The 24,259-nt window shown below is 67.5% G+C and carries 16 protein-coding genes; 2 read left to right on the forward strand and 14 right to left on the reverse strand.

All coding sequences use genetic code 11. The annotated features are described in order from the left end of the window. Positions 1-91: 91 nt before the first annotated feature. The 7 genes from ABIA65_RS15560 to mutA all read right to left on the reverse strand — a co-directional run bounded on the left by ABIA65_RS15560 (position 92) and on the right by mutA (position 16,648). Entirely contained in the window at positions 92-1,459 is a 1,368-nt protein-coding gene (locus tag ABIA65_RS15560) for a hypothetical protein (RefSeq protein WP_354524107.1), read from the reverse strand. Positions 1,460-1,462: 3 nt separating this feature from the next. Further along, positions 1,463-2,959, reverse strand: a complete 1,497-nt coding sequence (locus ABIA65_RS15565; RefSeq protein WP_241399116.1) for a condensation domain-containing protein — start codon at positions 2,957-2,959, stop codon at positions 1,463-1,465. A 59-nt stretch (positions 2,960-3,018) separates the two neighbouring features. After that, the gene (gene pks2 / locus ABIA65_RS15570) at positions 3,019-9,327 is read right to left on the reverse strand and encodes a sulfolipid-1 biosynthesis phthioceranic/hydroxyphthioceranic acid synthase (protein ID WP_354524108.1); all 6,309 of its coding nucleotides are present in this window, start codon (positions 9,325-9,327) and stop codon (positions 3,019-3,021) included. 790 nt (positions 9,328-10,117) lie between these two features. After that, complete coding sequence (gene lipL / locus ABIA65_RS15575) at positions 10,118-11,440, reverse strand: esterase/beta-lactamase LipL (protein WP_502919576.1); 1,323 nt, start codon at positions 11,438-11,440, stop codon at positions 10,118-10,120. A 79-nt stretch (positions 11,441-11,519) separates the two neighbouring features. Next, entirely contained in the window at positions 11,520-12,503 is a 984-nt protein-coding gene (meaB, locus tag ABIA65_RS15580; RefSeq protein WP_241399118.1) for a methylmalonyl Co-A mutase-associated GTPase MeaB, read from the reverse strand. Between the two features lie 7 nt (positions 12,504-12,510). Then, positions 12,511-14,769: a methylmalonyl-CoA mutase gene (scpA, locus tag ABIA65_RS15585; RefSeq protein ID WP_241399119.1), complete on the reverse strand. Its 2,259-nt coding sequence runs from the start codon at positions 14,767-14,769 to the stop codon at positions 12,511-12,513. A gap of 1 nt (position 14,770) precedes the next feature. Next, entirely contained in the window at positions 14,771-16,648 is a 1,878-nt protein-coding gene (mutA, locus tag ABIA65_RS15590; RefSeq protein ID WP_354524110.1) for a methylmalonyl-CoA mutase small subunit, read from the reverse strand. A 155-nt stretch (positions 16,649-16,803) separates the two neighbouring features. Here mutA and ABIA65_RS15595 point away from each other — a divergent pair, with 155 nt between their 5' ends. Further along, positions 16,804-17,553: a TVP38/TMEM64 family protein gene (locus ABIA65_RS15595; RefSeq protein ID WP_354524111.1), complete on the forward strand. Its 750-nt coding sequence runs from the start codon at positions 16,804-16,806 to the stop codon at positions 17,551-17,553. 3 nt (positions 17,554-17,556) lie between these two features. Here ABIA65_RS15595 and ABIA65_RS15600 read toward each other — a convergent pair whose 3' ends face one another. From ABIA65_RS15600 to ABIA65_RS15610, 3 genes are read right to left on the reverse strand one after another with little or no spacing between them, the layout of a single operon-like run. After that, positions 17,557-17,925, reverse strand: a complete 369-nt coding sequence (locus tag ABIA65_RS15600) for a DoxX family protein (protein ID WP_354524112.1) — start codon at positions 17,923-17,925, stop codon at positions 17,557-17,559. After that, positions 17,925-19,145 carry an SPFH domain-containing protein gene (locus ABIA65_RS15605; RefSeq protein WP_354524113.1) on the reverse strand — a complete coding sequence of 407 codons (1,221 nt, stop codon included), beginning with the start codon at positions 19,143-19,145 and terminating at the stop codon, positions 17,925-17,927. The genes ABIA65_RS15600 and ABIA65_RS15605 overlap by 1 nt, the downstream gene beginning before the upstream one ends. An 18-nt stretch (positions 19,146-19,163) precedes the next feature. Next, a complete protein-coding gene (locus ABIA65_RS15610; RefSeq protein ID WP_241399124.1) occupies positions 19,164-19,595 on the reverse strand; it encodes an NfeD family protein in 432 nt (143 codons plus the stop codon). Positions 19,596-19,653: 58 nt separating this feature from the next. Here ABIA65_RS15610 and ABIA65_RS15615 point away from each other — a divergent pair, with 58 nt between their 5' ends. Next, a complete protein-coding gene (locus ABIA65_RS15615) occupies positions 19,654-20,514 on the forward strand; it encodes an Rv1486c family protein (RefSeq protein ID WP_241399125.1) in 861 nt (286 codons plus the stop codon). Here the strand turns inward: ABIA65_RS15615 and ABIA65_RS15620 are convergent. From ABIA65_RS15620 to ABIA65_RS15635, 4 genes are all read right to left on the reverse strand, one after another. Next, positions 20,480-21,568, reverse strand: a complete 1,089-nt coding sequence (locus tag ABIA65_RS15620) for a ferrochelatase (protein WP_241399126.1) — start codon at positions 21,566-21,568, stop codon at positions 20,480-20,482. The genes ABIA65_RS15615 and ABIA65_RS15620 overlap by 35 nt on opposite strands. A gap of 13 nt (positions 21,569-21,581) precedes the next feature. Then, positions 21,582-22,391 (reverse strand): NADH-dependent enoyl-ACP reductase InhA, encoded by an 810-nt coding sequence (gene inhA / locus ABIA65_RS15625; RefSeq protein WP_354524114.1) that lies wholly within the window; start codon positions 22,389-22,391, stop codon positions 21,582-21,584. A 51-nt stretch (positions 22,392-22,442) separates the two neighbouring features. Then, positions 22,443-23,159, reverse strand: coding sequence for a 3-oxoacyl-ACP reductase FabG1 (fabG1, locus tag ABIA65_RS15630; protein WP_241399128.1), 717 nt, complete (start codon positions 23,157-23,159; stop codon positions 22,443-22,445). Positions 23,160-23,225: 66 nt separating this feature from the next. Next, positions 23,226-24,233, reverse strand: a complete 1,008-nt coding sequence (locus tag ABIA65_RS15635; RefSeq protein WP_241399129.1) for a VWA domain-containing protein — start codon at positions 24,231-24,233, stop codon at positions 23,226-23,228. Positions 24,234-24,259 lie beyond the last annotated feature (26 nt).

The raw sequence follows: 24,259 nt of genomic DNA on the forward strand, positions 1-24,259 counted from the left end.
GCGTGCCATGTCAAGTACGTCGCCTGGTCGATGTACGCGAGGACGTCACTGCGGACGTGAGGAGCAGAGATGCCCCTGGACTGCTCAGAGCTCATACAATCGCGCCGGTCAGCTCGAACTCCGCCAATGTCGCAGCGAGACGCTCGCGCAGGCCAGCTTTGGTGTTCTCGCGACCGGGTTGATAGCCGACGACGGTGATGGTGACCTGGCCGCCGATGCGACCCCCCACGACGGTCAGCAGACCGTTGCGCTCCTCGAGCACCCTGCGGGTGATCTGACGATCCACACCCCGCAACATGACGTGCGCGGCCTGAGTCCCGTCCGGGCATGCCACCTCAATGGGGAGGTCTCCGACATTCGAACACGACACTGGCTGTGCGGTGAACCCGAACGCCAGGTCCGCGGTCTGCCGTACCGCAACCTTCGGAATGAATGGCGTCAGCGGCAGCAGCTCGAACGTCTCATCGGGCTGCTCCCTCATCACCTTCAGCGCCTCGCGGATCGCGGTGCGGGTGCCGGACAAGTCCTTTGTCACGTCGGTCGGATCGACCCTGACGTAGGCCAGGGTGACGGCGTTGGCGCGGTCGTCCTCCAGCGTGCGGTCGTTGATCGGCACGATCAGGCCCGCCGTTCCGTCGGCGGCGAGTTCACGGCCCTGGCAAACCGCCAGCCGGCCAGCCAGCCCGGCGAGCAGCGAATGACTGTTGCCGCCAAGGGCGGCCGCGCGCGCATCCCACTCCTCGATGTCGACGAAGGCCGACACGGCGGGTGCCACCACCGTCGCGTCCAGATCGACACCCTCGAGCCGGATCGGTCCGCGTTTTGCCGCGGCGGGCCGCTCCCGACGCTTGCGACTCAGGAACTTCACGGCCGCGACGAGCGTGCGGCCCAGTTCGGGCAGGTCGCTCATGGTCTGACGAGCGTCGGCCAGCAGTGCCTGGCGTCGCGTACGCGACCGGGGCGCTCGATAACCGAGATCCCGGCGATGTCCACCAACGGCTTCGAACACGGTGAGCAGGGCGGCTCCCCCGTCACCCAGGCAGTGCGAGCCGACGAGACTGATCACCGTTGATCCGTCGGTCAGCGGCAGCACGCCCATATGCCACCCGGGGCCGAACTCGGGGTCGATGGGGAGCTGGACGTGTTCATCGAGCCAGTCGCTGAGCTCGGCGCGCGGGCGGGGCTGCGACTCGACCAGCAGCGGCGCCGCAGGACCCGGTGCGGAGACCCATCTGTGCCGACCGAAGGGCAGCGCCGACGGTTCGATCAGCCTGCCCGCCAACCCGTACCCGAAGTTGTCGTGAAAGCGCCGCACTCCATCCATGTCGACGGGGTGGTCGTAGATCCACACCATCTGCATGGCCGCGGCCTGGCCCGTCGCCCGCAGCCCAAGGAACAGCGCCTGGTCGACGAAGTCGAGTGGGCGGTCGGTCGCGGGCGGCGTCTGGATCGACACCATGGATCAGCCCTTGGCCAGCGGCAACAGCGACTCCCGGTCGCGATCACGGACACCGTTGTGGCGCACGGTCTCTCCGTGGCCGACATGACCGCGCGAGTTCCCGGCGGTGACGCCGTCGGCGACCCGCAGGTACACCGCGGTCATCGCGGCGAGGTAGCGCTCGATCGACTCACGGGCGATCGGATTGTTCGGGAACGCCACGGTGATCGAGGTCTCCCGCTCACCGCGATTGACCCACAGCCCGATTTGGTAGGCGGATCGCGCGTCGCTGTAGACCTTGCCGTTCATCCGTTCCCACTCGGCGATGATGCTCGCCGACAGCGGCGGTAGGCCGGCGTCGAGATAGGACACCATCGGCACACCCGGGTCCGGCTTCCGCAGGCCCATGGCGCCGTCCGCCACCTCGAGGACGCGGTCGAACGGGACGGAGGCGACATGCAGCCGGTTGTCGAACGACTCCTGCGCCAGCCGTGCGGTCGCACCGAACGACGACGGGTCAACGTCCACGCTGACCGGCACCACACCGGTGAACCAGCCGGTCGTCTGGAACTCCGCAGGCGTCTGCCTACCCGTGGTCGGGGTGATGACGTGGTAGTCGGCGCTCCCCGTCAATTCGTACTGGGCCACCGCCGCGGCGGCGAAGACGCCTCCGAGGAATCGCGCCCCAGCAGCGGTGCACGCCGCCTCGAACCGCTCCGACTGCTGCTTGTCCATCAGCCGCACGGTGATCAGATCTCCGGAGACCGACCACGGCGGATCGCCCAGCGGCAGCGGGAAATGCGGCAGCGTGCCGTCATTGCGCTCCGCGAACGCAATCCACTCCCGTACCTCGGGAGAGTCCAGGGTCAAAGCGGACAACTGCTCGTGCTGGCGCACGCAGTAGTCGGCATAGCTGCCCGCAGCGGGCAACGGGATCGGCGCTGCGCCACTTGCCAATGCCGCATACATCATGTGGATCTCGAGCAGCACAATGCCCATGAACATGGCATCGGTGTGGACGTGGTCGACGCTGATGTAGAACGTGAAGTGGTCTGCGCGCTGAATGACCCCGAACGAGAAGCAATCCCACTGCAGCGGATCCTTCGTGTCCAGGACGTGCTCGCGCCACTGCGTCGCCGACATCTCACCGTGCTTGGTGGCAACGAACGCGATGTCCTTCGGGTTGGTCACGGTGTGCCGCACGACGTCATCGGCGTCGGTCAACTCGAACCAGCTGTGGTAGGTGTCGTGGCGACGGACATAGGCATTGATGACGTGGGTCATCGCGCGAATGTCGCACTGCCCCGGCAGATCCCACGCCGGAATGTTGAGCCGGGCCATGTCGGTCCCACCCGCAAGGTGGCTTCGGTATCCCCGAAGGTGCTGAGCCTGTTGGTAGCTGACCGGCACGTTGCTGACGGGAGCCTTGGCCACCTTTGCCGCACTGGCAGGCGACGGATGCCATGACACCACGTCACCGGAGGTTCCAAGCCAGTCGTGGATCGCCTTGATCGCAACCATCTATCTCTCTCCCGCTCGCTGCGCTTCAGTGAGCGACGTCATCGGCGCTGATCGGTCGGTCATGCGGACGCCGCCGGAACGGCGTCGATGTTCAGGTTCTCGGCGATCGTCTCGCTGAGGCGTTCGGCCAGGGCACGCACCGTGGTCACGTCGGTCGAGCCGATGCGAACACCGGTCTCGGACTCCAGGCGGGTGCGCAACTCCAGCGTCCCGAGTGAGTCGAGGCCGTACTCCGACAGCGGTTTGTCGGCGTCGACCGAGCGTCGCAGGATCAGGCTCATCTCCTCGGTGATCAGCCGGCGCACCCGTGCCGGCCAATCCTCGCGGGGCATCAGACGGAGCTCCTCGAGGAACTCGCTGGCCCCGGACCTGTCCTGACCCATCGAGGCGAACGCCTCGGCGAATGGACTGGTCTGGGCGAACGCCGTGAGCCACGCGGCTCCGGCCACCGGGGCATAACCGCTGTAGACCCGGGTGTGCCGCATCAACGTGTCGAACGCGTACGCGCCGTCATCGGGGTCGATGGCCATACCGTCGTTGTCCGCCATGGCCTGGCCCGCACCGATCTTCGCCCACGCGCCCCACGCGACGGACTGTGCAGGCAGGCCCTGCGCACGACGCCACCGGGCGAACGCGTCCAGCCAGCTGTTGGCCGCCGCGTAGGCGCCCTGTCCCGGCGAGCCGACCATCGCGGCAGCCGAGGAGAACGCGCAGAACCAGTCCAGCGATGCGCCCGCGGTCGCCTCATGAAGATGCCAGGCGCCCAAAGCCTTCGGCGCCCAGTCCCGTTCCAGCAGGTCGTCGGTGATATTGCCGAGCGTCGCGTCGTCGATAACGGCGGCGGCGTGCAGCACACCTCGCAGAGCCTTGCCGGTGGCGGTTGCCGTCGCGACGAGTCGCGCAGCAGTGCCCGATGACGAGACGTCGCCGAGTTCGACCTCGACCTCGGTTCCGGTCCGCCGGATTCGGTCGATGACTCGCTGTGTCTCGGGGCTCGGCCGGGAGCGACCGTTCAACACGATGCGTCCGCATCCCGCCGCCGCCATCTTCTCGGCCAGGAACAACCCGAGTCCACCGAGTCCACCGGTGACGACGTAGGCGCCATCGGCGCGGAACGCCGGCGCCCGCTCGGCGGGCACGACCGCCGAGTACTGCCCGGCGCGCGGAACCTCGAGCACCAGCTTGCCGGTGTGCTCGGCAGCGCCCATCGCCCGGATCGCGTTGGCCCCGTTGGCCAGCGGGTAGTGCGTGGTCTGCGGTGGCGGCAGCACGCCGTCGGCGATCTGCTGGTAGATGACCTCGAGGAGGCCTCGCAGAGTGTCCGGCGCCACCAGGGTCAGCAGCGCGAGGTCCACGGCGTAGAAGGACAGGTTCCGACGGAACGGGAAGAGTCCCATCTTGGTGTCGCCGTAGATGTCTCGCTTGCCGATCTCGACGAAGCGTCCGCCGAAGGTCAGCAGTTCCAGACCTGCCTGCTGCGCCGCGCCGGGCAGTGAGTTGAGCACGACGTCGACGCCGTAACCGTCGGTGTCGCGCCGGATCTGCTCGGCGAACTCGACCGTCCGCGAGTCGTAGACGTGCTTGATGCCCCAGTCCTGCAGCAGCTTCCGACGCTCCGGGCTTCCAGCGGTGGCATAGATCTCGGCTCCGGCCGCCTTCGCGATCGCGATTGCGGCCTGGCCGACGCCGCCGGTGGCGGAGTGGATCAGCACCTTGTCGCCGGTGCCGATCCGGGCCAGGTTGTGCAGCGAGTACCACGCGGTGGCGTGCGCACTGGGCACGGCCGCGGCGGTGGCATCCGCCAGGTCGCCGGGGATGCGGACGGCGAGATTGGCATCACAGGTGACGAAGGTGCACCACGCACCGGTCGCCGAGATTCCCGCGACGCGGTCACCGATCTGGTGATCCGTGACGCCGGCGCCGACCGCGGTCACCACACCTGCGAAGTCCGCGCCGAGCTGCGGCATACGACCCTCGAAGCTCGGGTACCGCCCGTAGGCGACCAGAACGTCCGCGAAATTGAGGTTGGAGGCCGAGACCGCCACCTCGATCTGACCCGGGCCCGGTGGGATCCGCTCGTAGGACACCAGCTCTGCCGACTGCAGGTCACCGGGGTTGCGGATGGCCAGACGCATACCGTCGCGCTCCGGGTACACCACTGTGGTGTGGCGCTCCTCGGCTTGCAGCGGGGTGACGTTGAGGCGAGCCGTGTAGTACTGGCCCTCCCGCCAGGCCGTCTCGTCCTCGTCGGAGCCCGACAGCAGTTCGGTGCCCACCAACTCGACATCCGTGGCGTCGTCCACGTCGATCTGGGTGGGCCGCATCGAGGGATGCTCCATGCCGATGACCCGGACGAGGCCGCGCAGACCGCCCTGAGCGAGGTTCGGCACCTCCCCCGACAGCACCGACTGAGCGCCCCTGGTGAGGACGTACAGCCGTGGCGGCTGACCGGGCACATCGGGTAGCACGCTGGCGATGCGCACGAGGTGCCGCACGTGGTCGGCGCCCTGGCCGACGGGATCCCCGCCCGCACTGCTCGGGTCCTGCACGATGACGACACCGGCGTGATGGCGCGCCTCCAGCAGTTCCCGGAGCTGTTCTGCGCTGGCGGCGTGATCGGCGTGTAGCGGCCACGTCATCGTGGTCACGTCGGCCTCGTGGGCCTTGAGCACGTCGGCCAGGTTCGCGCCGAGCATGTCGGCCGCGTCGCCGGTGCCGATAAGCAACCAGTTACCGGCGTGGGCACCGTCTGACACTGGCGAGTCCTGCCTGCGCCAGTCGATTGTCAGCAGCCTGTCGTTGAGTCGCCGGTCGCGTTGCCCCTCCTCGGACACACCGGTGCCGAGTCGCAGGCCCACCACGGACAGCAGGACCGCACCCTGGTCGTCGAGGACGTCGATATCGGCCTCGACGGCCGTGGGTTGCACGCTGGTCAGTCGCACGTAGCAGAAGTGAGCGTTGCGTGTGGTCGCGTAGGCGCGCAGTTCGCGGACGCCGAGCGGCAGCATCAGTGCCCCGCTGGTGTCCGAGTACAGGTCCGGGTGCGCACCGACGGCCTGGAAGCAGGCATCCAGGAGCGCGGGATGTGCGTTGAACGCGCCCTGCTGGGACCGGATCGAACCGGGCAGCGCCACCTCGGCCAGGACCGAACGTCCAGCACCACTGTGTGCCGCCGTCAGTCCGCCGAACGCCGGTCCGTATCCGATACCGCGTGCGGCGTAGAAGTTCCGCAGCTCCGCCCCGTCGAGGGGTTCTGGGTGCTCGGCCAGCAGGCCGGCCACGTCGTAGGCGGGCTTCTCGTCGTCGTCCGCCGAGTCCAGCACCGCAGAGGCGCGACGCACCTCCTCGCCGTCCACGTGCGTCTTCACCACGAAGTCGACGCCACCGGCGGGCATCACCGACGCCACGGCGGAGAGCTCCGTCTGCTCCTCCAGCAGGAGCATCTGGTCGAACGTGACGTCGCGGACCACTGCCGCGTCGCCGAGGACCTCCCGGGCGGCGGCAAGGGCCATCTCGCAGTACGCCGCACCCGGCAGCGCTGCCACGTCGTGCACGCGGTGATCGTCGAGCCACGGCTGCGCCACGGTGCCGACATCGGACTGCCAGACGTGACGCTCGGGCGTCTCGGGCAGGCGGACGTGTGCACCGAGCAGGGGGTGCACGGCGACTGACGCCGAATTGTGGCTCTGGTCGTCGCGGGTCAGCATCAAATGGGTGTGCGTCCACGTCGGCAGCGGTGCGTCGAGAAGCTGACCGTCGGGCCAGAGCGCCGAGTAGTCCATCGCGGCGCCGGCATCGTGAATGTCGGCGACGAACTCGCGCAGCCCGTGCGGCAGGTCCTGCTCGCGCCGGATGCTCGCGAGAGCCGCCATCCGCACGTCGAGGCTGCGGCCGTTCTGGTCGACCGCATGGGTGAGCAGCGGGTGCGGTGACAGCTCGCCGAACACGTGGAATCCGTCTTCAAGCGCGGCCTGGACGGCGGCGGCGAAGCGGACCGCGTGGCGAAGGTTGTCCACCCAGTAGTAGGCGTCGAAGTCAGCCGGCTCCCGGGGGTCGTACAGGGTCGCCGAGTAGTACGGAACCGTGGGTTCCATGGGCTCGATGTCCTCGAGTGCCTCTGTCAGCTCATCGAGGATCGGGTCGACCTGCGGCGAGTGCGACGCGACGTCCACGGCGACCTCGCGTGCCATCACACCGCGCGCATCCCACTCGGCGACGAGCGCCCGGATCGACTCCTTGGCCCCGCCGACCACCGCAGACTGCGGCGACGCGACGACCGACAGCACGACATCGGAGACACCGCGGGCCGCCAGCTCGGACAGAACCTGCTGTGCGGGCAGCTCCACCGATGCCATGGCTCCCGAGCCGGAGACCGTGGCCATCAGCTTCGACCGTCGGCAGATCACCTTCACGCCGTCGGCGAGCGACAGCGCACCCGCGACCACTGCGGCCGCGGCCTCACCCATCGAGTGTCCAATGACCGCTCCGGGTGCCACGCCGTAGGACGCCATGGCCGCGGCGAGCGCGACCTGAACGGCGAACACGGTGGGTTGCACGCGGTCGATACCGGTGACCACCTGCTGTGACGACATCGCGTCGGTGACGGAGAATCCGGACTCGGCGTTGATCAGCGGTTCGATCTCGGCGATCTTCTGAGCGAAGACCGGCTCGGTCGCGAGAAGACCCGCGCCCATCCCGGCCCACTGCGAGCCCTGACCGGAGAACACCCACACGGGGCCGCGCGAACCGGCGTCGACAGCCGCCTCGATGGGGCCCTCGCCGTCGGCGACCTCCCGCAGCGCGGTGACGAGTTCTTGGCGATCACTCGCGAGGACCACCGTCCGCACCGGACGGTGCGCACGCCTGCGCGCCAGCGTGTAGGCCAGGTCGGACAGTTCCGTGGCGGGGTCCTCGACCTCGACGCGGCTCTCGACCCAGTCGGCGAGTCTGCCCGCGCTGCGACGCAGCTCCTCGACGGAGGTGGCAGAGATCGGGAACAGGGTCGGTCCGGCCGTGGCGGCCGGCGAGACATCGGCCTGCTCGACGGTGCGGGTCGACTGACCGGCCGGCGCCTGCTCGAGGACGGCGTGCACATTGGTGCCTGACAGGCCGTAGGACGACACGGCAGCGCGGCGGGGGTGGTCGCCGTTGGTCGGCCACGGCGTGTTCTCCGTCGGCACGAACAGGTTGGTCTCGATGCTCGCCATCTCGTCGGGCATCTCGGTGAAGTGCAGGTTCTGCGGCACCTCGCCGTGGTGCAGCGCCAGGACGGCCTTCATCAGGCCGATCGCGCCGGACGCGGACTGGCCGTGCCCGAAGTTCGTCTTGGCGGAGCCGAGGGCACACGGACCCGTCGTGCCGTAGACCTCGGCCAGGCCTGCGTACTCGATCGGATCGCCGACCGGGGTTCCGGTGCCGTGGGCCTCGACCATGCCGATCGTGGTGGGATCGACATCGCCCGCGGCCAACGCCGCCCGGTACGCCTTCACCTGAGCGGTGCGTGACGGCACCGCGATGTTCACGGTGTGCCCGTCCTGGTTGGCCGCCGTGCCGCGGATGACGGCCAGAACTCGGTCACCGTCGGCCAGAGCGTCGTCGAGACGCTTGAGCAGGATCATCGCGACGGCCTCGCCGCCGACGAAGCCGTCGGCGTTCACGTCGAAGGCGTGGCACCGCCCGGTGGGCGACAACATGCCCTGAGCCGACCCGGAGGACATCCTGCGGGGTTCGAGCATCACGGACGCGCCGCCGGCCAGCGCCAGATCGCTCTCCCGCTCGTGCAGGCTGCGGCAAGCCATGTGGACGGTGAGCAGGCCGGACGAGCACGCCGAGTCCACCGTGTAGGCAGGACCGTGTGCGCCGAGGTGATAGGCGATGCGACCCGAGGCCAGGCTGAAATTGCTACCGGTGAACCCGTACGGGCCCTCGACTGCGTTGGCATCGGCCGCCAACAGCTGGTAGTCGGCGCCGGTCAAGCCGACGAACACGCCGGTCAGGGTGTTGGCGACAGCGGCGGGGTCGATTCCTGCGTGCTCGATGGCCTCCCACGAGGTCTCGAGCAGAAGTCGGTGCTGCGGGTCGAGTGCCGTGGCCTCGCGCTCGCTGATCCCGAAGAAGTCGGCGTCGAACCCGGCGACGTCATCGAGGAATGCGCCCCACTTGGATACCGAGCGTCCCGGAACGCCGGGCTCGGGGTCGAAGTACTCCTCGGCGTCCCAGCGGTCCAGCGGAACCGTGGTCACGGTGTCCTCGCCGCGCAGGAGCGCTCCCCACAGTCCAGCAGGCGAGTCCACGCCGCCAGGCAGTCGGCAGCCCATGCCGACCACGGCGATCGGTGTGACCGTCGTACCCGCCACTCTCTCAACCACTAAATTCAACCTCTTCTGCGTACATGAGTGGGAAGGCTCCCCGGCAGGGGTGCATCGACGTCAAGCGCGTGTTTGCCGCATCTTGGCTCCACTACCCCTTACTTCTCGCCGACGTTCAAGCAACGGGGACGGAGTGCGATGGTCACGAGCCGCAACGTTGCGGGTTGCCCGGCAAATGTACACAAGCGCATTAGACACCACCAATCTCAGGCGGGAAGATTACACCGATACCCGTCATTTCGTCCTGTCTACCGATTCTGTTGGGTTGACGTGCATGAACGCAAGAAATTAACGGTTGTTATCAATTCTGGCGATATTCAGTACGATTGGTCGGTTTTTTGCCGGAACAATGTCCAGCAAACAAATTGAGGACACCTGACACGATCGCCCGAGGCGTGGTATGTAGCACACAATTTACGCACGCGTCAAGGCGATCTAAGCGTTTGCTGAAATTCTCCTGAGAGAATCAGAAGTGCATGTTACGTGTAATTTGAGCAATGGTATTCATTAGCCGTGACTCGAGTCACACAGTAACCATCTGACCCAGCAGCACCTAGACCCCACCGACTCCAGCAACTATCGCCTCGGTTACGGCAGGGTGCTCGCGAATCGGCTCGGGCAAAACCGCGACCGGTGTCGTATTCGCCGAATTCGACGATCTAGCCAGAATTTGACCAACACGACGAAAACACTTGCGCCATCAGTGGTTAGCGCTGGCAACGCACGTTGTCTGCAGCGGGCGCCTCAGGGCGAAGATCGAGCGTCACCACCCTTTGGGCACGGCGTCTGCTCAGACGGCGGCCGAGTTGCTGCCAGCGAACGGTGCACCGAACGTCGGGATCGGACTGAAGCCATGTTTGCGCGCCTGCGCAACCCCGTACCGGATCAATGCAGCGGTCGCCACGAAGCCAGCCTGGTCCGCCACGACCAGCGGAGTCAGTAGCCGGTTGTGGACGAATCCAAAGGAGAGGCCACTGTCCGGGTCGGCCCAACCCAGTGATCCGCCCAGGCCGACGTGGCCGAGGCCGGGCATGATGCCACCCAACGGCAGACCGTGATAGCCGAGGTGAAACGACATCGGCATGAGGATGCTGCCGTCGGGGTGCAAGCTGCGTGGTCCGACGAGCCCGGCCGCGAGTTCTGCGGACAGAAACCGCCTCCCACCGACCATGCCACCATTGGCGATCGGGGCATACATCCTGGCCAACGCCCGAGCGGTCGCAACGCCGTTGGCGGCGGGCATCTCGGTGTCCAGCATCGGAGTGTCGCCCTGCACCACCGATTTCATGCCCCGGAAGTACAGCGAGCCGAATCCACCGGAGAACGGTAGACCGGCCAGATGGGGCGCGACGAAATTGAAGACTGGGTTCTGCAGATGCCGCTGCGGACCGATGATCTGCGCGGGCTGCGTCGCGGCGTCGACCGGCGGGCGGCCCAGGTGGAAGCCATCGGAGTCCAGCGGTTCGGCCAGTTCGGTGCGAAACAGGTCGCGCATGCCCGAACCCGTCACAGCCCGAGCCAGGCCCGACAGCAGCCAGCCGTAGGTGATGGCATGGTAGGCCGGACGACCCCGGAGCAGCCCCATCGGCGCCGCCGCCATCCGCTCCTCCATGAGCACGTGGTCCATCAGATCAACCATCGTGGCCCGGTTCAGCTGTGACAATCCGGCCCGGTGCCGCATGAGCTCACGAACGGTGACCCGTGACTTGCCGTTGGCACCAAACGCCGACCAGTACTCGGCCACCGGAGCGTCGTAGTCGATAAGCCCCCGGTCCGCCAGGCGGTGCACGACCGTCGAGGCCATGCCCTTGGTCGCCGAGAAGACCATCGTCCCGGTGTCGGCGTCCCAGCGTTTCTTGCCGCGGCGGTCCGACCATCCGGTCCAGACGTCGACAACGGGTTCACCGTCGAGGTAGATCGCCAGGGCTCCCCCGCCGAGGCGCGGATGGGGGAACAGCTGGGAGAACGCACGCACCGCGCACGCGAAGTTCCGGTCCGCAGCTCCGCGGACACCGCGCGGCAGCGCGCTGTGGGCCTCGTGCGGGAGCGCGCCATGGGCATCGCGCGGGAACACGCCATCATCGACACCGTGCGGAAGCGCCGCGCTGCGCATCCCACCTGTTACAGGGGCCACAATTTCGAAATGTACTCGCAGCCCCGGCTAACTAGAAAAAAGGTTATCGATCCGTTAGTCAGTCGGCTTCCGCGGCGTCGAGTATCCGTTGCGCAGCAAGCGCCGGTGTCAGCTCGCCATCGCGGACACCGCGCTCGACATCAGCCCGGATCGCCTTGACCCCCGGGTGGTGCAGAATCCGGTCCAGCACCGTGTCACGCACCATCGACCAGGTCCAATCGACCTGCTGGGTCCGTCGCCTCGCCTCGAACTCGCCGGCGTCGCTCAGAACCTGTCGATGCTTGCACACGGTTTGCCACAACTCATCCAGGCCAGCCCCGTGCAGCGCACTCATCGTGAGAACCGGTGGACGCCAGAGTGTTTCGCGGGGATATATGAGGCGAATCGCACCCGCCAGTTCGCGGGCGGCGGCCTTCGCCTCCACCTCGTGGGCGCCATCAGCCTTGTTGACCACCACCACATCGGCCAGCTCAAGCACACCCTTCTTGATCCCCTGGAGCTGATCACCGGTACGGGCAAGCGTCAGGAAGACGAAGGTGTCGACCATGTTGGCAACCGTCACCTCGGACTGCCCGACGCCCACCGTCTCGACCAGGATGACGTCGTATCCGGCCGCCTCCAGCAAAACAATCGTCTCGCGGGTGGCTCGGGCCACTCCGCCGAGTGTGCCCGACGTCGGAGACGGTCGGATGTAGGCATCGGGGTGAACCGCCAACCGAGCCATCCGGGTCTTATCGCCCAGGATGGAGCCGCCGGTCCTCGTCGACGAGGGATCCACGGCGAGCACGGCCACCCGATGGCCCCGCTCGATGAGATGCATGCCCAGCGCCTCGATGGTCGTCGACTTCCCGACCCCGGGCACGCCGGTGATGCCGATGTGTTGGGCGCTACCCGCCTCGGGCATCAGCTCGAGTAGCAGCTGCTGAGCCTGGTCGCGGTGGTCGGCGCGGGTTGACTCCACCAACGTGATGGCGCGGGCCAGAGCGGCGCGGTCGCCGCCACGGACGGCCGCCGCGAGTTCATCGACTGACGATTGGGGCATTGCGCCGTCAGCCGATGTCGTAGCCCAGCCGCCCGGCCAGCTTCTGCAGCAGGCCGATCGCAGCGTCGGCGATCACCGTGCCCGGCGGGAAGATGGCGGCGGCTCCCGCCGCGTACAACTCGTCGAAGTCGCCGGGCGGAATGACACCGCCCACGACGACCATGATGTCGGGCCTGCCGACGCCCGCGAGAGCGTCGCGCAGGGCGGGCACCAGGGTCAGGTGCCCCGCGGCCAGCGACGACACCCCGACGACGTGCACGTCGTTGTCGGCGGCCTGCCGGGCGACCTCATCCGGTGTGGAGAACAGGGAGCCCACGTCGACGTCGAAGCCGATATCGGCGAAGGCCGTCGCGATCACCTTCTGGCCGCGGTCGTGGCCGTCCTGTCCCATCTTGGCGACCAGGATGCGGGGCCTGCGGCCGTCAGCCTCGGCGAATTTCTCCACCAGCTCCGTTGCAGCACTGACGTTGCTAACCTTGCCCACCTCATCTCGGTAGACGCCCGCGATGGTGCGGATCTCGGCCTGATGCCGACCGTAGACCTTCTCCAGCGCGTCAGAGATCTCACCGACCGTGGCCTTGGCGCGCGCAGCGTCGATAGCGAGGGCGAGCAGGTTGTTGCCGAGCCCGTCCTCCCCCGCCGGTCCGGATGCGCCTGCGGCACGGGTCAATTCGGCCAGCGCAGCCTGGGTCGCTGCCTCGTCACGCTCGGCCCGCAGCTGCTGGAGTTTGGCGATCTGCTCGGCGCGCACCCGGCTGTTCTCGACCTTGAGGACCTCGACCTCCTGGTCCTCGTCGACCTGGTACTTGTTGATGCCGATCACCGTCTGGGCGCCCGAGTCGATGCGCGCCTGAGTGCGTGCGGCGGCTTCCTCGATGCGCAGCTTCGGGATGCCCTCACGGATCGCCTGCGCCATGCCGCCGTGCTCGGCCACCTCGGCGATGTGGGCGCGCGCCTTCTCGGCGAGCTGGTGGGTCAGCCACTCGACGTAGTACGAACCGCCCCACGGGTCGATCGGCCGGGTGGTGCCGGACTCCTGCTGCAGCAGCAGCTGGGTGTTGCGCGCGATGCGCGCGGAGAAGTCGGTGGGCAGCGCCAGCGCCTCGTCGAGTGCGTTGGTGTGCAACGACTGCGTGTGGCCCTGGGTGGCAGCCATCGCCTCGATGCAGGTACGGGCGACGTTGTTGAACGGGTCCTGCGCGGTCAGCGACCAACCCGAGGTCTGCGAGTGGGTACGCAACGACAGCGACTTGTCACTCTTGGGATCGAACTGGGCAACGAGTTCGCTCCACAGCAGCCGGCCCGCGCGAAGCTTGGCGACCTCCATGAAGAAGTTCATGCCGATACCCCAGAAGAACGACAGCCGCGGCGCGAACTTGTCGATGTCCAGGCCGGCAGCCAGCCCCGCCTTGATGTACTCGACACCGTCGGCCAGGGTGTAGCCCAGCTCGAGATCGGCTGTCGCACCGGCTTCCTGGATGTGATAGCCGGAGATCGATATCGAGTTGTACTTGGGCATCTTGACGCTCGTGTAGCCGAAGATGTCGGAGATCACGCGCATCGACGGCTCGGGCGGATAGATGTAGGTGTTGCGGACCATGAACTCTTTGAGGATGTCGTTCTGGATTGTGCCCGCCAGCTTCTCCGGCGGCACCCCCTGCTCCTCGGCCGCGGCGACGTAGAGCGCCAGAATCGGCAGCACGGCACCGTTCATGGTCATGGACACCGACACCGCCGACAGGTCGATACCGTCGAAGAGCTGCCGCATGTCGAGGATGGAGTCGATCGCCACACCGGCCATTCCGACGTCACCCTGCACGCGCGGATGATCGGAGTCATAACCGCGGTGGGTGGCCAGATCGAAGGCCACCGACAGGCCCTTCTGCCCGGCCGCCAGGTTGCGTCGGTAGAACGCGTTGGACTCGGCCGCGGTGGAGAAGCCGGCGTACTGCCGGATGGTCCACGGCTGGTTGACGTACATCGTCGGGTACGGCCCGCGCACGAACGGCGGTGCGCCGGGAAAGCTGTCCAAGGGATAACCGGCGTCGACCACGGCGTCACGATCGGCGGCGATGTAGACCGGCTTGACGTCGATCCCCTCCGGCGTGGCCCAGCTGAGTTGGTCCGGGGTGTAACCGTGCGCGGCCGCGGCGGCGGCGACGTGCTCACCGACGGTGGCCTCGGTGGCGGGCGCGCCCTTCTTATCGCCTCGCAACGGAACGTCGGCGAAGCTCGCGATCCCGTTGTCGGGTGTCACCGCAGTCATATCAGGCCCCCAATCTGGTGAGCAGGGTGGACAACACCGCGATCGCATCGATCCTGGCGGTCAGGTGTTCGTCGGGTCTCGATCCCTCGGCGGCATCGGCGGTCGCCTTCTGCGGGCCGGCCAGATAGACGTGCGAGACGCCCGCGGCCCGAGCGGCGTCGACGATAGCGGCCGCGTCGGTGCCATACCGCGCATCGGTACCGCAGATGACCACGGCAGCCGGGCTACCCGCATCCGCCAGAGCCTGTGCCACACCGGATGCCTCGACAGTGCCGGGATTAACCGTCTCGATACCCCCGGAGGCCAGCAGGTTCGCGGCGAACGTGGTCCGGATGTTGTGCTCGGCAAGCGGGCCGACCGGCAGCAGAAGTGCCTGAGGTCGGACACCGTTGGCCGCCAGGTACGCGTCCGAGCGGTCCCGCAAGGCTTCGAAGCCCGCCCCGTAACGCGACACCACCGACTCTGAATCCTGTTGGGGCAGTGGGGCCTCGGCCAGGTTGGGGTATTCGTTGACACCCGTGAGCGCGGTGCGGCGGTGCGCGATGTCATCGGCCCGACGGTCCCGCACCTGCTCGATCTGGTCGACGACGAAGTCGCGGGCATCGGCGAAACCGCCCCGCGCCTCGATGTCCTGGAAGTGCTTCCACGCCGCCTCGGCGAGTTCGGAGGTGAGGTCCTCGACGAACCAGGACCCGCCGGCCGGGTCGAGCACGCGACCGATGTGCGACTCCTCGAGCAGCAGCAGCTGGGTGTTGCGGGCCATACGGCGCGCGAAACTCGGAGCGACGCCGGGCAATCCGTCATCGATCGCGCTGTCGAACGTGCGCACCCACACCGTGTCCGCTCCCCCGACGCCTGCGGCGAACGCGGCCAGCGTGGTGCGCAACATGTTCACCCACGGGTCACGCTGGGCCATCATCGGCATCGACGTGACGGCGTGGACCTTCGGGGCGCCCGCGTCGGGAGCGCCAACCACCTCGGCGACACGCGCCCACAGCTGGCGTGCCGCCCGCAACTTGGCGATTGTCATGAACTGGTCATCGTCAGCGGCGAATCGGAATGCGATCTGTCGCAACGCATCGCCGGTCGCCAGGCCGTGCTCACCCAACAGTCGTAGGTAGCTCACGCCTGCAGCGACGGCACCGGCGAGTTCCCACGACGCACTCGCCCCGAGATTGTGGAACGACGGGCCGTCGACGGTGATGGCCCGCACGCCGCCTTCGAACTCCGCTGCCTTGGCGGCGACTTCGGCGACCTCCGCGACGGTCGGGGTCGATCGGCCGGTCAGCGGAGCGGTCAGGGGATCCGCGCCGAGATCCACCGACAGCAGCGCGCGGCGCTCCGCAGGCAGAGCAGCCACCAGCGCGAGCAGCGACTCGGCCGCCGCGGTGTACTCACTTCCGCCGTCACCGACGTCGAGCATCACGGGGACCAGTTCGAGGAAGACGCCCTCGAGCATCCGGTCCAACTCATCGACGCCGACACCGTCGGCACCGACCTTCAGCACCAGCGCGCTGACACCCTCGGTCAGGGCGGCCAGCACGGCCCCGTTGCCGTCGGTGACCGAGACCTGCCCGGCGGCCGGGAACGCCTCGGCGACCTTCCATCCGGACTTCACGTCGCGCAACGCGTCGCCGCCTCGAACGAAGGGCCACTGACCGGGCAGCGGCTGCTCAGGCAGCGAATCAAGCGCGGTGTAGAGGGGGCGGACCCCGAAGCCGTCATAGGTGGGCGAGTCAAGGAGTCGCTCTGGCTCTTCGCCGAGGTCGGCCGGGTCCTTTCGGCTGCTCTTCGCCAGCACACCCGCCACACCCGCGCGCCAGGCCGCGAGATCGGACTCGATGGTGCTGGAGCTGGGACCAGATCCCTGTACGGACACCGGCACCTCCCTGTCGTCGCAGCTTGTGACTCGTCACCCGGCCATCAGGCTAAATGATGACCATCACGGTCATGACCGCCGGGCGGGTGAGTCTCAGTCCGGCGGTGGACGCGTCGACGCGAGCACTAGCGCTACGCCACGTACCCTTGGCAGACGTGAAGCCCGTCGTCAGAACGTTGCGCGCGGTACGCGGCGCGATCGTCGCGACGGCGGCTCAGGTCCCGCGCCGCCGAGCAATCACCATCGCGGTCGCCATTGTGATTCTTGTCGCAGTCGCGCTCCTGGTCCCGTTGCCCACCGCGGTGCAGCTTCGCGACTGGGCCACCTCGGTCGGCCCGTGGTTCCCCCTGGCATTCCTGGCCGCGCACATCGTCATCACCGTGCTCCCCTTCCCGCGAACGGCGTTCACGCTGGCGGCCGGTCTGCTGTTCGGTCCGATCGTGGGCGTGACCATCGCCGTGGTCGCCAGTGCGGTCAGTGCGGTCATCGCCCTGCTGCTGGTGCGCGCGGCCGGTTGGCATCTCGACCGGCTTGTCAAGCATCCGAGGGTGGACACCCTCAACACTCGACTCGCCGAACGTGGCTGGCCGACAGTGCTGTCGATGCGGATGATCCCGGCAGTGCCGTTCTCAGTGCTCAACTACGCCGCGGGCTCGTCTGCGGTGCGGGTGGTGCCCTACACGCTGGCGACATTCGCCGGGCTGCTCCCAGGCACCGCGGCGGTCGTCATTCTGGGAGACGCACTGACCGGCAATGTCAGCCCGCTGCTGTTTCTCGTGTCGGTGTGCACGGCCTGCCTCGGCATCGCCGGACTGTTCTACGAGTTCCGCACGCATCGCAGAAACCACAATCGCGAGCCCGAGTCGGACCCTGAGCCGGTCAGTGAACCGGTCGTCGCTCCCTGACGTCTACCGACTGCTCCTCACGTCCGCGGGCCCCTTCACCGTCAACGCTCCGTAGATGGCAAGCAAAGTGGTCGCGGCCGCGGCATTTCGGCCGAAATCCCGAGCCCGGACGTGGGCGCCCACCGCCAGCACGAAGTACACGGTCAGCATGAGGGTGGTCAGCCGGGCAAGCGCCGGATACCGCCGCACCGACAGCAGCCCGACCGCGGACGCAGCCTTGATCACCGAGAAGATCCATCGATTCTGCTTGGGGAATCCAACGTCGTCGAGGCATTCGGTGACCGTCCGGACGGGAATGGCGCAGATGACGGCGTCGCCGGCCTGACCCGCGGCCAGCAGCGCGTAAGTCCGATTGTCGGTCAGGACGCTCATTATTCGGGCGAGCCGTGCCGCGGGGCCGGTGCCGGCGCCTGCTGCCCGTAGTCAGTCACCGGCGGCTGCACCTGCTGAGACAGCGGCGGGTACTGCGTCGGCGGGTCGATGGAGGACACCGGGGTACGGGCCTCGGCCACCGCCTGAGCAACGGCCTGCGCGATCTCCGGATCTGTCTTCGTGTTGAACCACTCCGCCACCTCGGCGGAATCGTCCTCAGGCTTGGGCAGGTCCTCCTCCACCGGCGACGGCTCATACCGGAAGACGCCGTCCTGGCCGGGCGCGCCCAGCATCTTGGTGAAGCCCTGGAGCGCCGTGCCGAAATCGCTGGGCACCAGCCAGACCTTGTTCGCCTCACCCTTGGCCATCAGGGGCAGTGTCTGCAGGTACTGGTAGGCCAGCATCTCGGGCGTCGGCCGGCCGGCCTTGATAGCCGCGAACGTCTTCTCGATCGCCTTGGCCTGACCCTGAGCCTGCAGGTAGGACGCGGCGCGTTCACCCTGCGCGCGCAGCATCCGGGACTGCCGATCGGCCTCGGCGGCCAGGATGGCCGCCTGCTTGGCGCCCTCGGCCGACAGGATCTGGGCCTGCTTCTGCCCCTCGGCCTGCTTGATCGACGCCTCCCGGTTGCCCTCGGCGGTCAGGATCATGGCGCGCTTCTCGCGATCGGCGCGCATCTGCTTCTCCATCGAGTCCTGGATCGACGGTGGCGGGTCGATGCTGCGCAGCTCGACACGTGCGACACGCAGGCCCCACCGGCCGGTGGCCTCGTCCAGCACGCCACGGAGCTGGCCGTTGATCTGGTCGCGGGACGTCAGGGTCTGTTCCAGGGTCATACCGCCGACGACGTTGCGCAGCGTCGTGGTGGTCAGCTGCTCGACGCCGACGATGTAGTTGCTGATCTGGTAGACCGCGGCCTGTGGGTTGGTCACCTGGAAATAGACGACGGTGTCGATGTTGACCGTCAGGTTGTCCTCGGTGATCACGGGCTGAGGCGGGAAGCTCACCACGCGCTCGCGAAGATCGACGCGGGCGCGGATCTTGTCGATGAACGGCAGCAGCAGCGTGAGCTGACCTGAGACGGTCTTGCTGTAGCGACCGAGCCGCTCGATGACCGCGGCCTCAGCCTGCGGAATCACCTTGACCGACTTGGCCACAACGATGACCGCGAAGATCACCAGCACGGCAACCAGAACTAATCCGGCGACAGCACCCTCCATTGCAGATCCTTCCCAATCTCAGACGCTTTTGAAGACGACGGCGGTCGCGCCGTCGATTCGCATGACGGTGACGTGGTCGCCGGGCTCATAGACATCGCCATCGCTCAGTGGCCGCGCGGTCCAGACCTCACCGTCGAGTTTCACCTGGCCCTCGTGGCGCGTCACCCGGTCGAGCACCAGCGCGTTCCTGCCCTCGAGTGCCTTCATCGGTTCCGGCAGACCCGTGCCCGCCGCGAACCGACGCCGCAGCGCGGGACGGACGAGGACTAGCAGCAGGATCGACACAACAGCGAAGACCACGCCGTCGATCACGAAGTTGTCGATGAGAAGGCTGGACCCGACCGCGGCCAGCGCACCGCCGCTGAGCATCAGCAGGAACAGATCACCCGTCAGCGCCTCCGCGCCGGCCAACGCAACGGCGGCGACCAGCCAGAGCAACCAAACGGGCATGTGACCAGCCTAACGTGTCTCGGCTCACTCGGTCGGCAACAACTACACTCCGGTGATCATGTGGTGTCCAAGTGTTTCGCTGGCGGTGTGGGCCAACGCCTGGCTCGCGGGCAAGGCTGCGCCCGACGACGTCCTGGACGCCCTATCACTCTGGGCGCCAAGACATTTAGTCACCGCCTACGACTCCGCCGCCGCCACACGAACGGGTCTGCCGTGGCCTGACCTGACCGATGCAGGCGCGGTGTCGATGCTGCAGACGCTGCGCACCGCAGCCGGCCCCACGACCGGCGAACCCGCCATGTCGATCGCCCTGCCGGTACCCGGCGACGTGCGCGGGCTGGCCGCGGGCACCCAGTTCCAACTCGACGCGATCGCCGCCGGGGAGGCCATTGTCGTCTCCCGTGCGGGGGTCGACGCGGTGGGCCTGGTGCCGGAGTTCGCCTACCCCGACGTCGATCCGGAGTTCGACGACGAGGCGGAGTACGGCGAGCCAAGCTCACTGTCGTGGACCGTCTACTCGCTGCCCACGGTGCCCGTACCGGCGTACGGCGACCTCGGTCAGGCCGAGTATGACCTGCGTTCGGCGGTGCGGTCGGCCGCCGATGCGCTCGGCATGCTGCGGGCCGGAGCGACAGACCCCGACGTGGCCGACCCGCGCGGACTCGTCGAGCAGATCCTGGAGTCCGGCCGGTTGCACCACGCGCCCGACCACGCGCCGACCCGCGCGCTGCGGGTGCTGGAGAACGCCGCGCACGTCGACGCGATCATCACGGTGAGTTCCGGGCTTATGCCCATCGGCTTGCAGACCTCATCGGAGATGCAGATAGCCAACGATGCGCTGCAGCCGCTGACGGGTGTGGTTCGGACGGCACGGATGGCCGCGGTTATCGAGATCCTGCACTCGGCGTGGCAGGCCTGACCGCCGGGCCGTTCTCCTTCGCGGTCTCGCGGACGCACCGCGGCGACTCCGCGCAGGGTTGCCCGTCGAGGTCGTAACCGCAGCCGGGCGCGGGGTCGGGCCCATCGAGGCGCGCGGCTGGACGATCGGCACGGAGTTCGTCGATAAGGTCTGCCGCCAGACGGGCGAACCGAGGGTCGACGTTGGGCGTGCCCGCGCGGGCGAAGGCGATCCCCAACCGCTCCGCCTGCTCCGCCAGTTCGTTGTCGAGGTCCCACACGACCTCGATGTGGTCGGCGACGAAGCCGATCGGACACACGATCACGGCCCTGGTGCCGGTCGCGGCGAGCGCCGAGAGATGGTCGCCCACATCGGGTTCCAACCACGGCACCTGTGGTGGACCAGAACGTGACTGCCACACCTGGTCGTACTCGGCGTAACCCGCCGCCGCTGCCACCAAACGCGTCGCATAGGCCACCTGCCGGCTGTACAGGTGCGGGCCGTATCGCTCGTCGGCCGCAATGGGTATCGAGTGGGCGGTGAACACCAGCCGGGCGTCGGCGGCCATACCGTCTGGCAGCGTCGCCGCGGCGGCCGCGATACCGTCGGCGAACATCTCGACGAACAGCGGATGGTCGAAGTAGTGCCGCAGCTTGACCAACTGCGGCGCACCCTCACCCGCGGATGCCAGTCCCCTGGCGATGTCCTCGACGTATTGCGTGCAACTCGAGTAACCGCCCCAGGCCGACGTCGCGAACACGGCTGCACGGCGAACGCCGTCATCGCGCATGGCCGCCACGGTGTCCTCGACGAAGGGCTCCCAGTTGCGGTTGCCGAAATAGACGGGCAGCGGTGTGCCGCGGCGCTCCAGCTCACTGCGCAGCAGCGCGATGAGCTCCCGGTTGATGCCGTTGATCGGCGAGACACCGCCGAAGTGCAGGTAGTGCTCGGCGACCCCGTCGAGACGCTCGGGTGGGATGTTGCGTCCGCGCGTCACATTCTCCAGGAACGGCCGCACCTGCTCGGGTCCCTCCGGTCCTCCGAAGGAGAGCAGCAGAACGGCATCGAAGTCCACGGCGCGACGCGGCTCAGAGCAGCTGTGTGTGGGCGCCGCCGTCGGCGTAGACGATCGTTCCGGTGGTGGCGGGCAACCAGTCGGACAGCAGGGCGCAGACGGTCTTCGCGACCGGCGTGGGGTCCTTCATGTTCCAGCCCACGGGTGCACGCTGGTCCCAGCCCTCCTCGAGCAGCCGCATCTGGTCGCCCGCCTCGGCACCCAGCGCACCACCGACGATGGCACTCATGGCCAGCGTGCGGATCGGTCCTGCGGCAACGAGATTCGAGCGAACGCCATGCGGGCCCGCCTCGCGGGCGACGAACCGGTTGACCGACTCCAGCGCACTCTTGGCGACCGTCATCCAGTTGTAGGCAGGCATCGCCCGGGTCGGGTCGAAGTCCATGCCGACGATACTGCCGCCCGCATTGATCACCGGCAGCGTCGCCTTGGCCAGCGAGGCGTACGAGTACGCAGAGATGTGGATGCCCTTGGCGACGTCCTCGTAGGGTGCGTCGAAGAACGGGTTGATGCCCATGCCGGTCTGCGGCATGAAGCCGATCGAGTGCACGACACCGTCGAGCTTGTTGCCCTGACCGATCACCTCGGTGACACGGTCGGCGAGCGTGGCGAGGTGCTCCTCGTTCTGCACGTCGAGTTCGAGAAGTGGCGCCGGGTTCGGCAGCCGGTCGGCGATCCGCTGAATCAGCTTCATCCGGTTGAAACCGGTCAACACCAACTCCGCACCCGCCTCCTGGGCGACCTTGGCGATGTGGAACGCGATCGACGAGTCGGTGATGATGCCTGTGACGAGGATCCGCTTGCCCTCGAGAATTCCTGCCATGGTGCTGACTCCTTTTTCAGGGGAAGAGTTCTGGTGAGCGAGAAGTTCTGGTTAGTGCCCCATGCCCATGCCGCCATCAACCGGGATCACCGCACCGGCGATGTAGCCGGCGTCCTCCGACGCCAGGAAGCTGACGGCCCCTGCGACGTCCTCGGCGGTGCCGACCCGCTTAGCCGGGATGAACTCAAGGGCGCCCGCCTGGATCCGCTCATCGAGCGCACGGGTCATCTCGGTGTCGATGTAGCCGGGGGCAACCACGTTCGCGGTGACGCCGGCCTTGGACAGCTCACGAGAGATCGAGCGGGCCATGCCGATGAGACCGGCCTTGGCGGCCGCGTAGTTGGCCTGGTTGCCGATACCCCACATACCCGAGACCGAGCCGATGAAGATGATCCGGCCGAAACGCTTGCGCTGCATGCTGCGCGAAGCCCGCTGGGCCACCCGAAACGCGCCGGTGAGGTTGGCGTTGATGACGTTCTCGAACCGTTCCTCGGTCATTCGGATGAGGAATGCGTCCTGGGAGATGCCGGCGTTGGACACCAGCACCTCGACGGGGCCCTGATGCTCCTCGACCTCAGTGAATGCCCTATCGACGGCCTCGGAGTCGGTGACGTCGCACTGCACGCCGAAAAGGCCCTCAGGGGCGCCCGAACCTCGGTGCGTGACGGCGACCTTGTGGCCGTCGGCGGCAAGCCTCTGGGCGATCGCTAGGCCAATGCCACGGTTGCCACCAGTGACGAGAACGGAGCGCGAGACGAATTCCGGCATGTGCGTCAACCTATCGTCTCGGTCCGGCCTGCTCGAAATCGGCCACTGCGACCGCGATCACGCGCACTACCCAGGCAGGCGGCGGTTGAGCAGCAGTGCCGCCAGCGCGGCCAACGCGAGCACAAGCGCACCCAGTCGGAGCCATCCGACGCTGGCGTCGCCCTTGATCGTCTCGTAGCCGATCTGCTGCTGCAACGATGAGAACACCTGTTTGAGCTGTTCCAGGCTGGACGCGGTGAACGCCTCACCCCCGGACAACTCCGCGATCCGTCCGAGCATCTCGTCATCGACGGGAACCGGCTGACGCTGGTCATTGATCTCGACGTAGCCGTAGGCAGTGCCGAATGACACCGTCGAGATGGGCACCCCCTGGTCCTTGGCGGTGCGTGCCGCCGTGTACGCGCCCTTGGGGTTGTCGGGGTTCGACGGCACCGTCTCCTTGCCGTCGGACATCAGCACGATGCGTGCCGGCGGCGGTTCGTCACCGCCGCCGATCACCGCGCCGACGGTGGCGATGGCCTGCAGCGCGGTGAAGATGCCCTCACCCGTGGCGGTGCGGTCGGCCAGTTGCAGCTTGTCGATCGCGGCCTTCGTGGAATCCCGATTCGTGGTCGGTGCCACCAGCACCGTGGCCGTGCCCGCGTAGGCGATCAGGCCGAGGTTGATGCCGGGGGTGAGTTCATCGGCGAACTGCTTGGCCGCCTCCTGCGCGGCGACCAGGCGACTCGGCGCCACGTCGGTGGCGCGCATCGACTGCGACACGTCGATCACCAACATGACCACGGCGCGGTTGCGCGGGATCCGGACGTCGTTGGTGGGCCCGGCCATCGCGACGGTGAACAGCAGCATTGACAGCACCAGCAGGATCGCAGGCAGATGCCGCCAGCGCGACGAGCGCTTGGGCGCGATGCTCTCCAGCAGTTCCATGTTGGCGAAGCGCAGCATCCGCTTCTGACGCGCCATCTGCATCACGATGTAGAGCCCGATCACCACGAGCACCACGAGTAGGAACAGCAGGTACCAGACGTGTTCGAAGCCCGACAGCGTCATCGGTCCGAGCAGCGGTAATGTCATGTACGACTTATCATTTCAGTGTTGTG

This window comes from Mycolicibacterium sp. 624 (genome assembly GCF_040548615.1).
In the GTDB taxonomy this organism is placed as follows: Bacteria; Actinomycetota; Actinomycetes; order Mycobacteriales; family Mycobacteriaceae; genus Mycobacterium.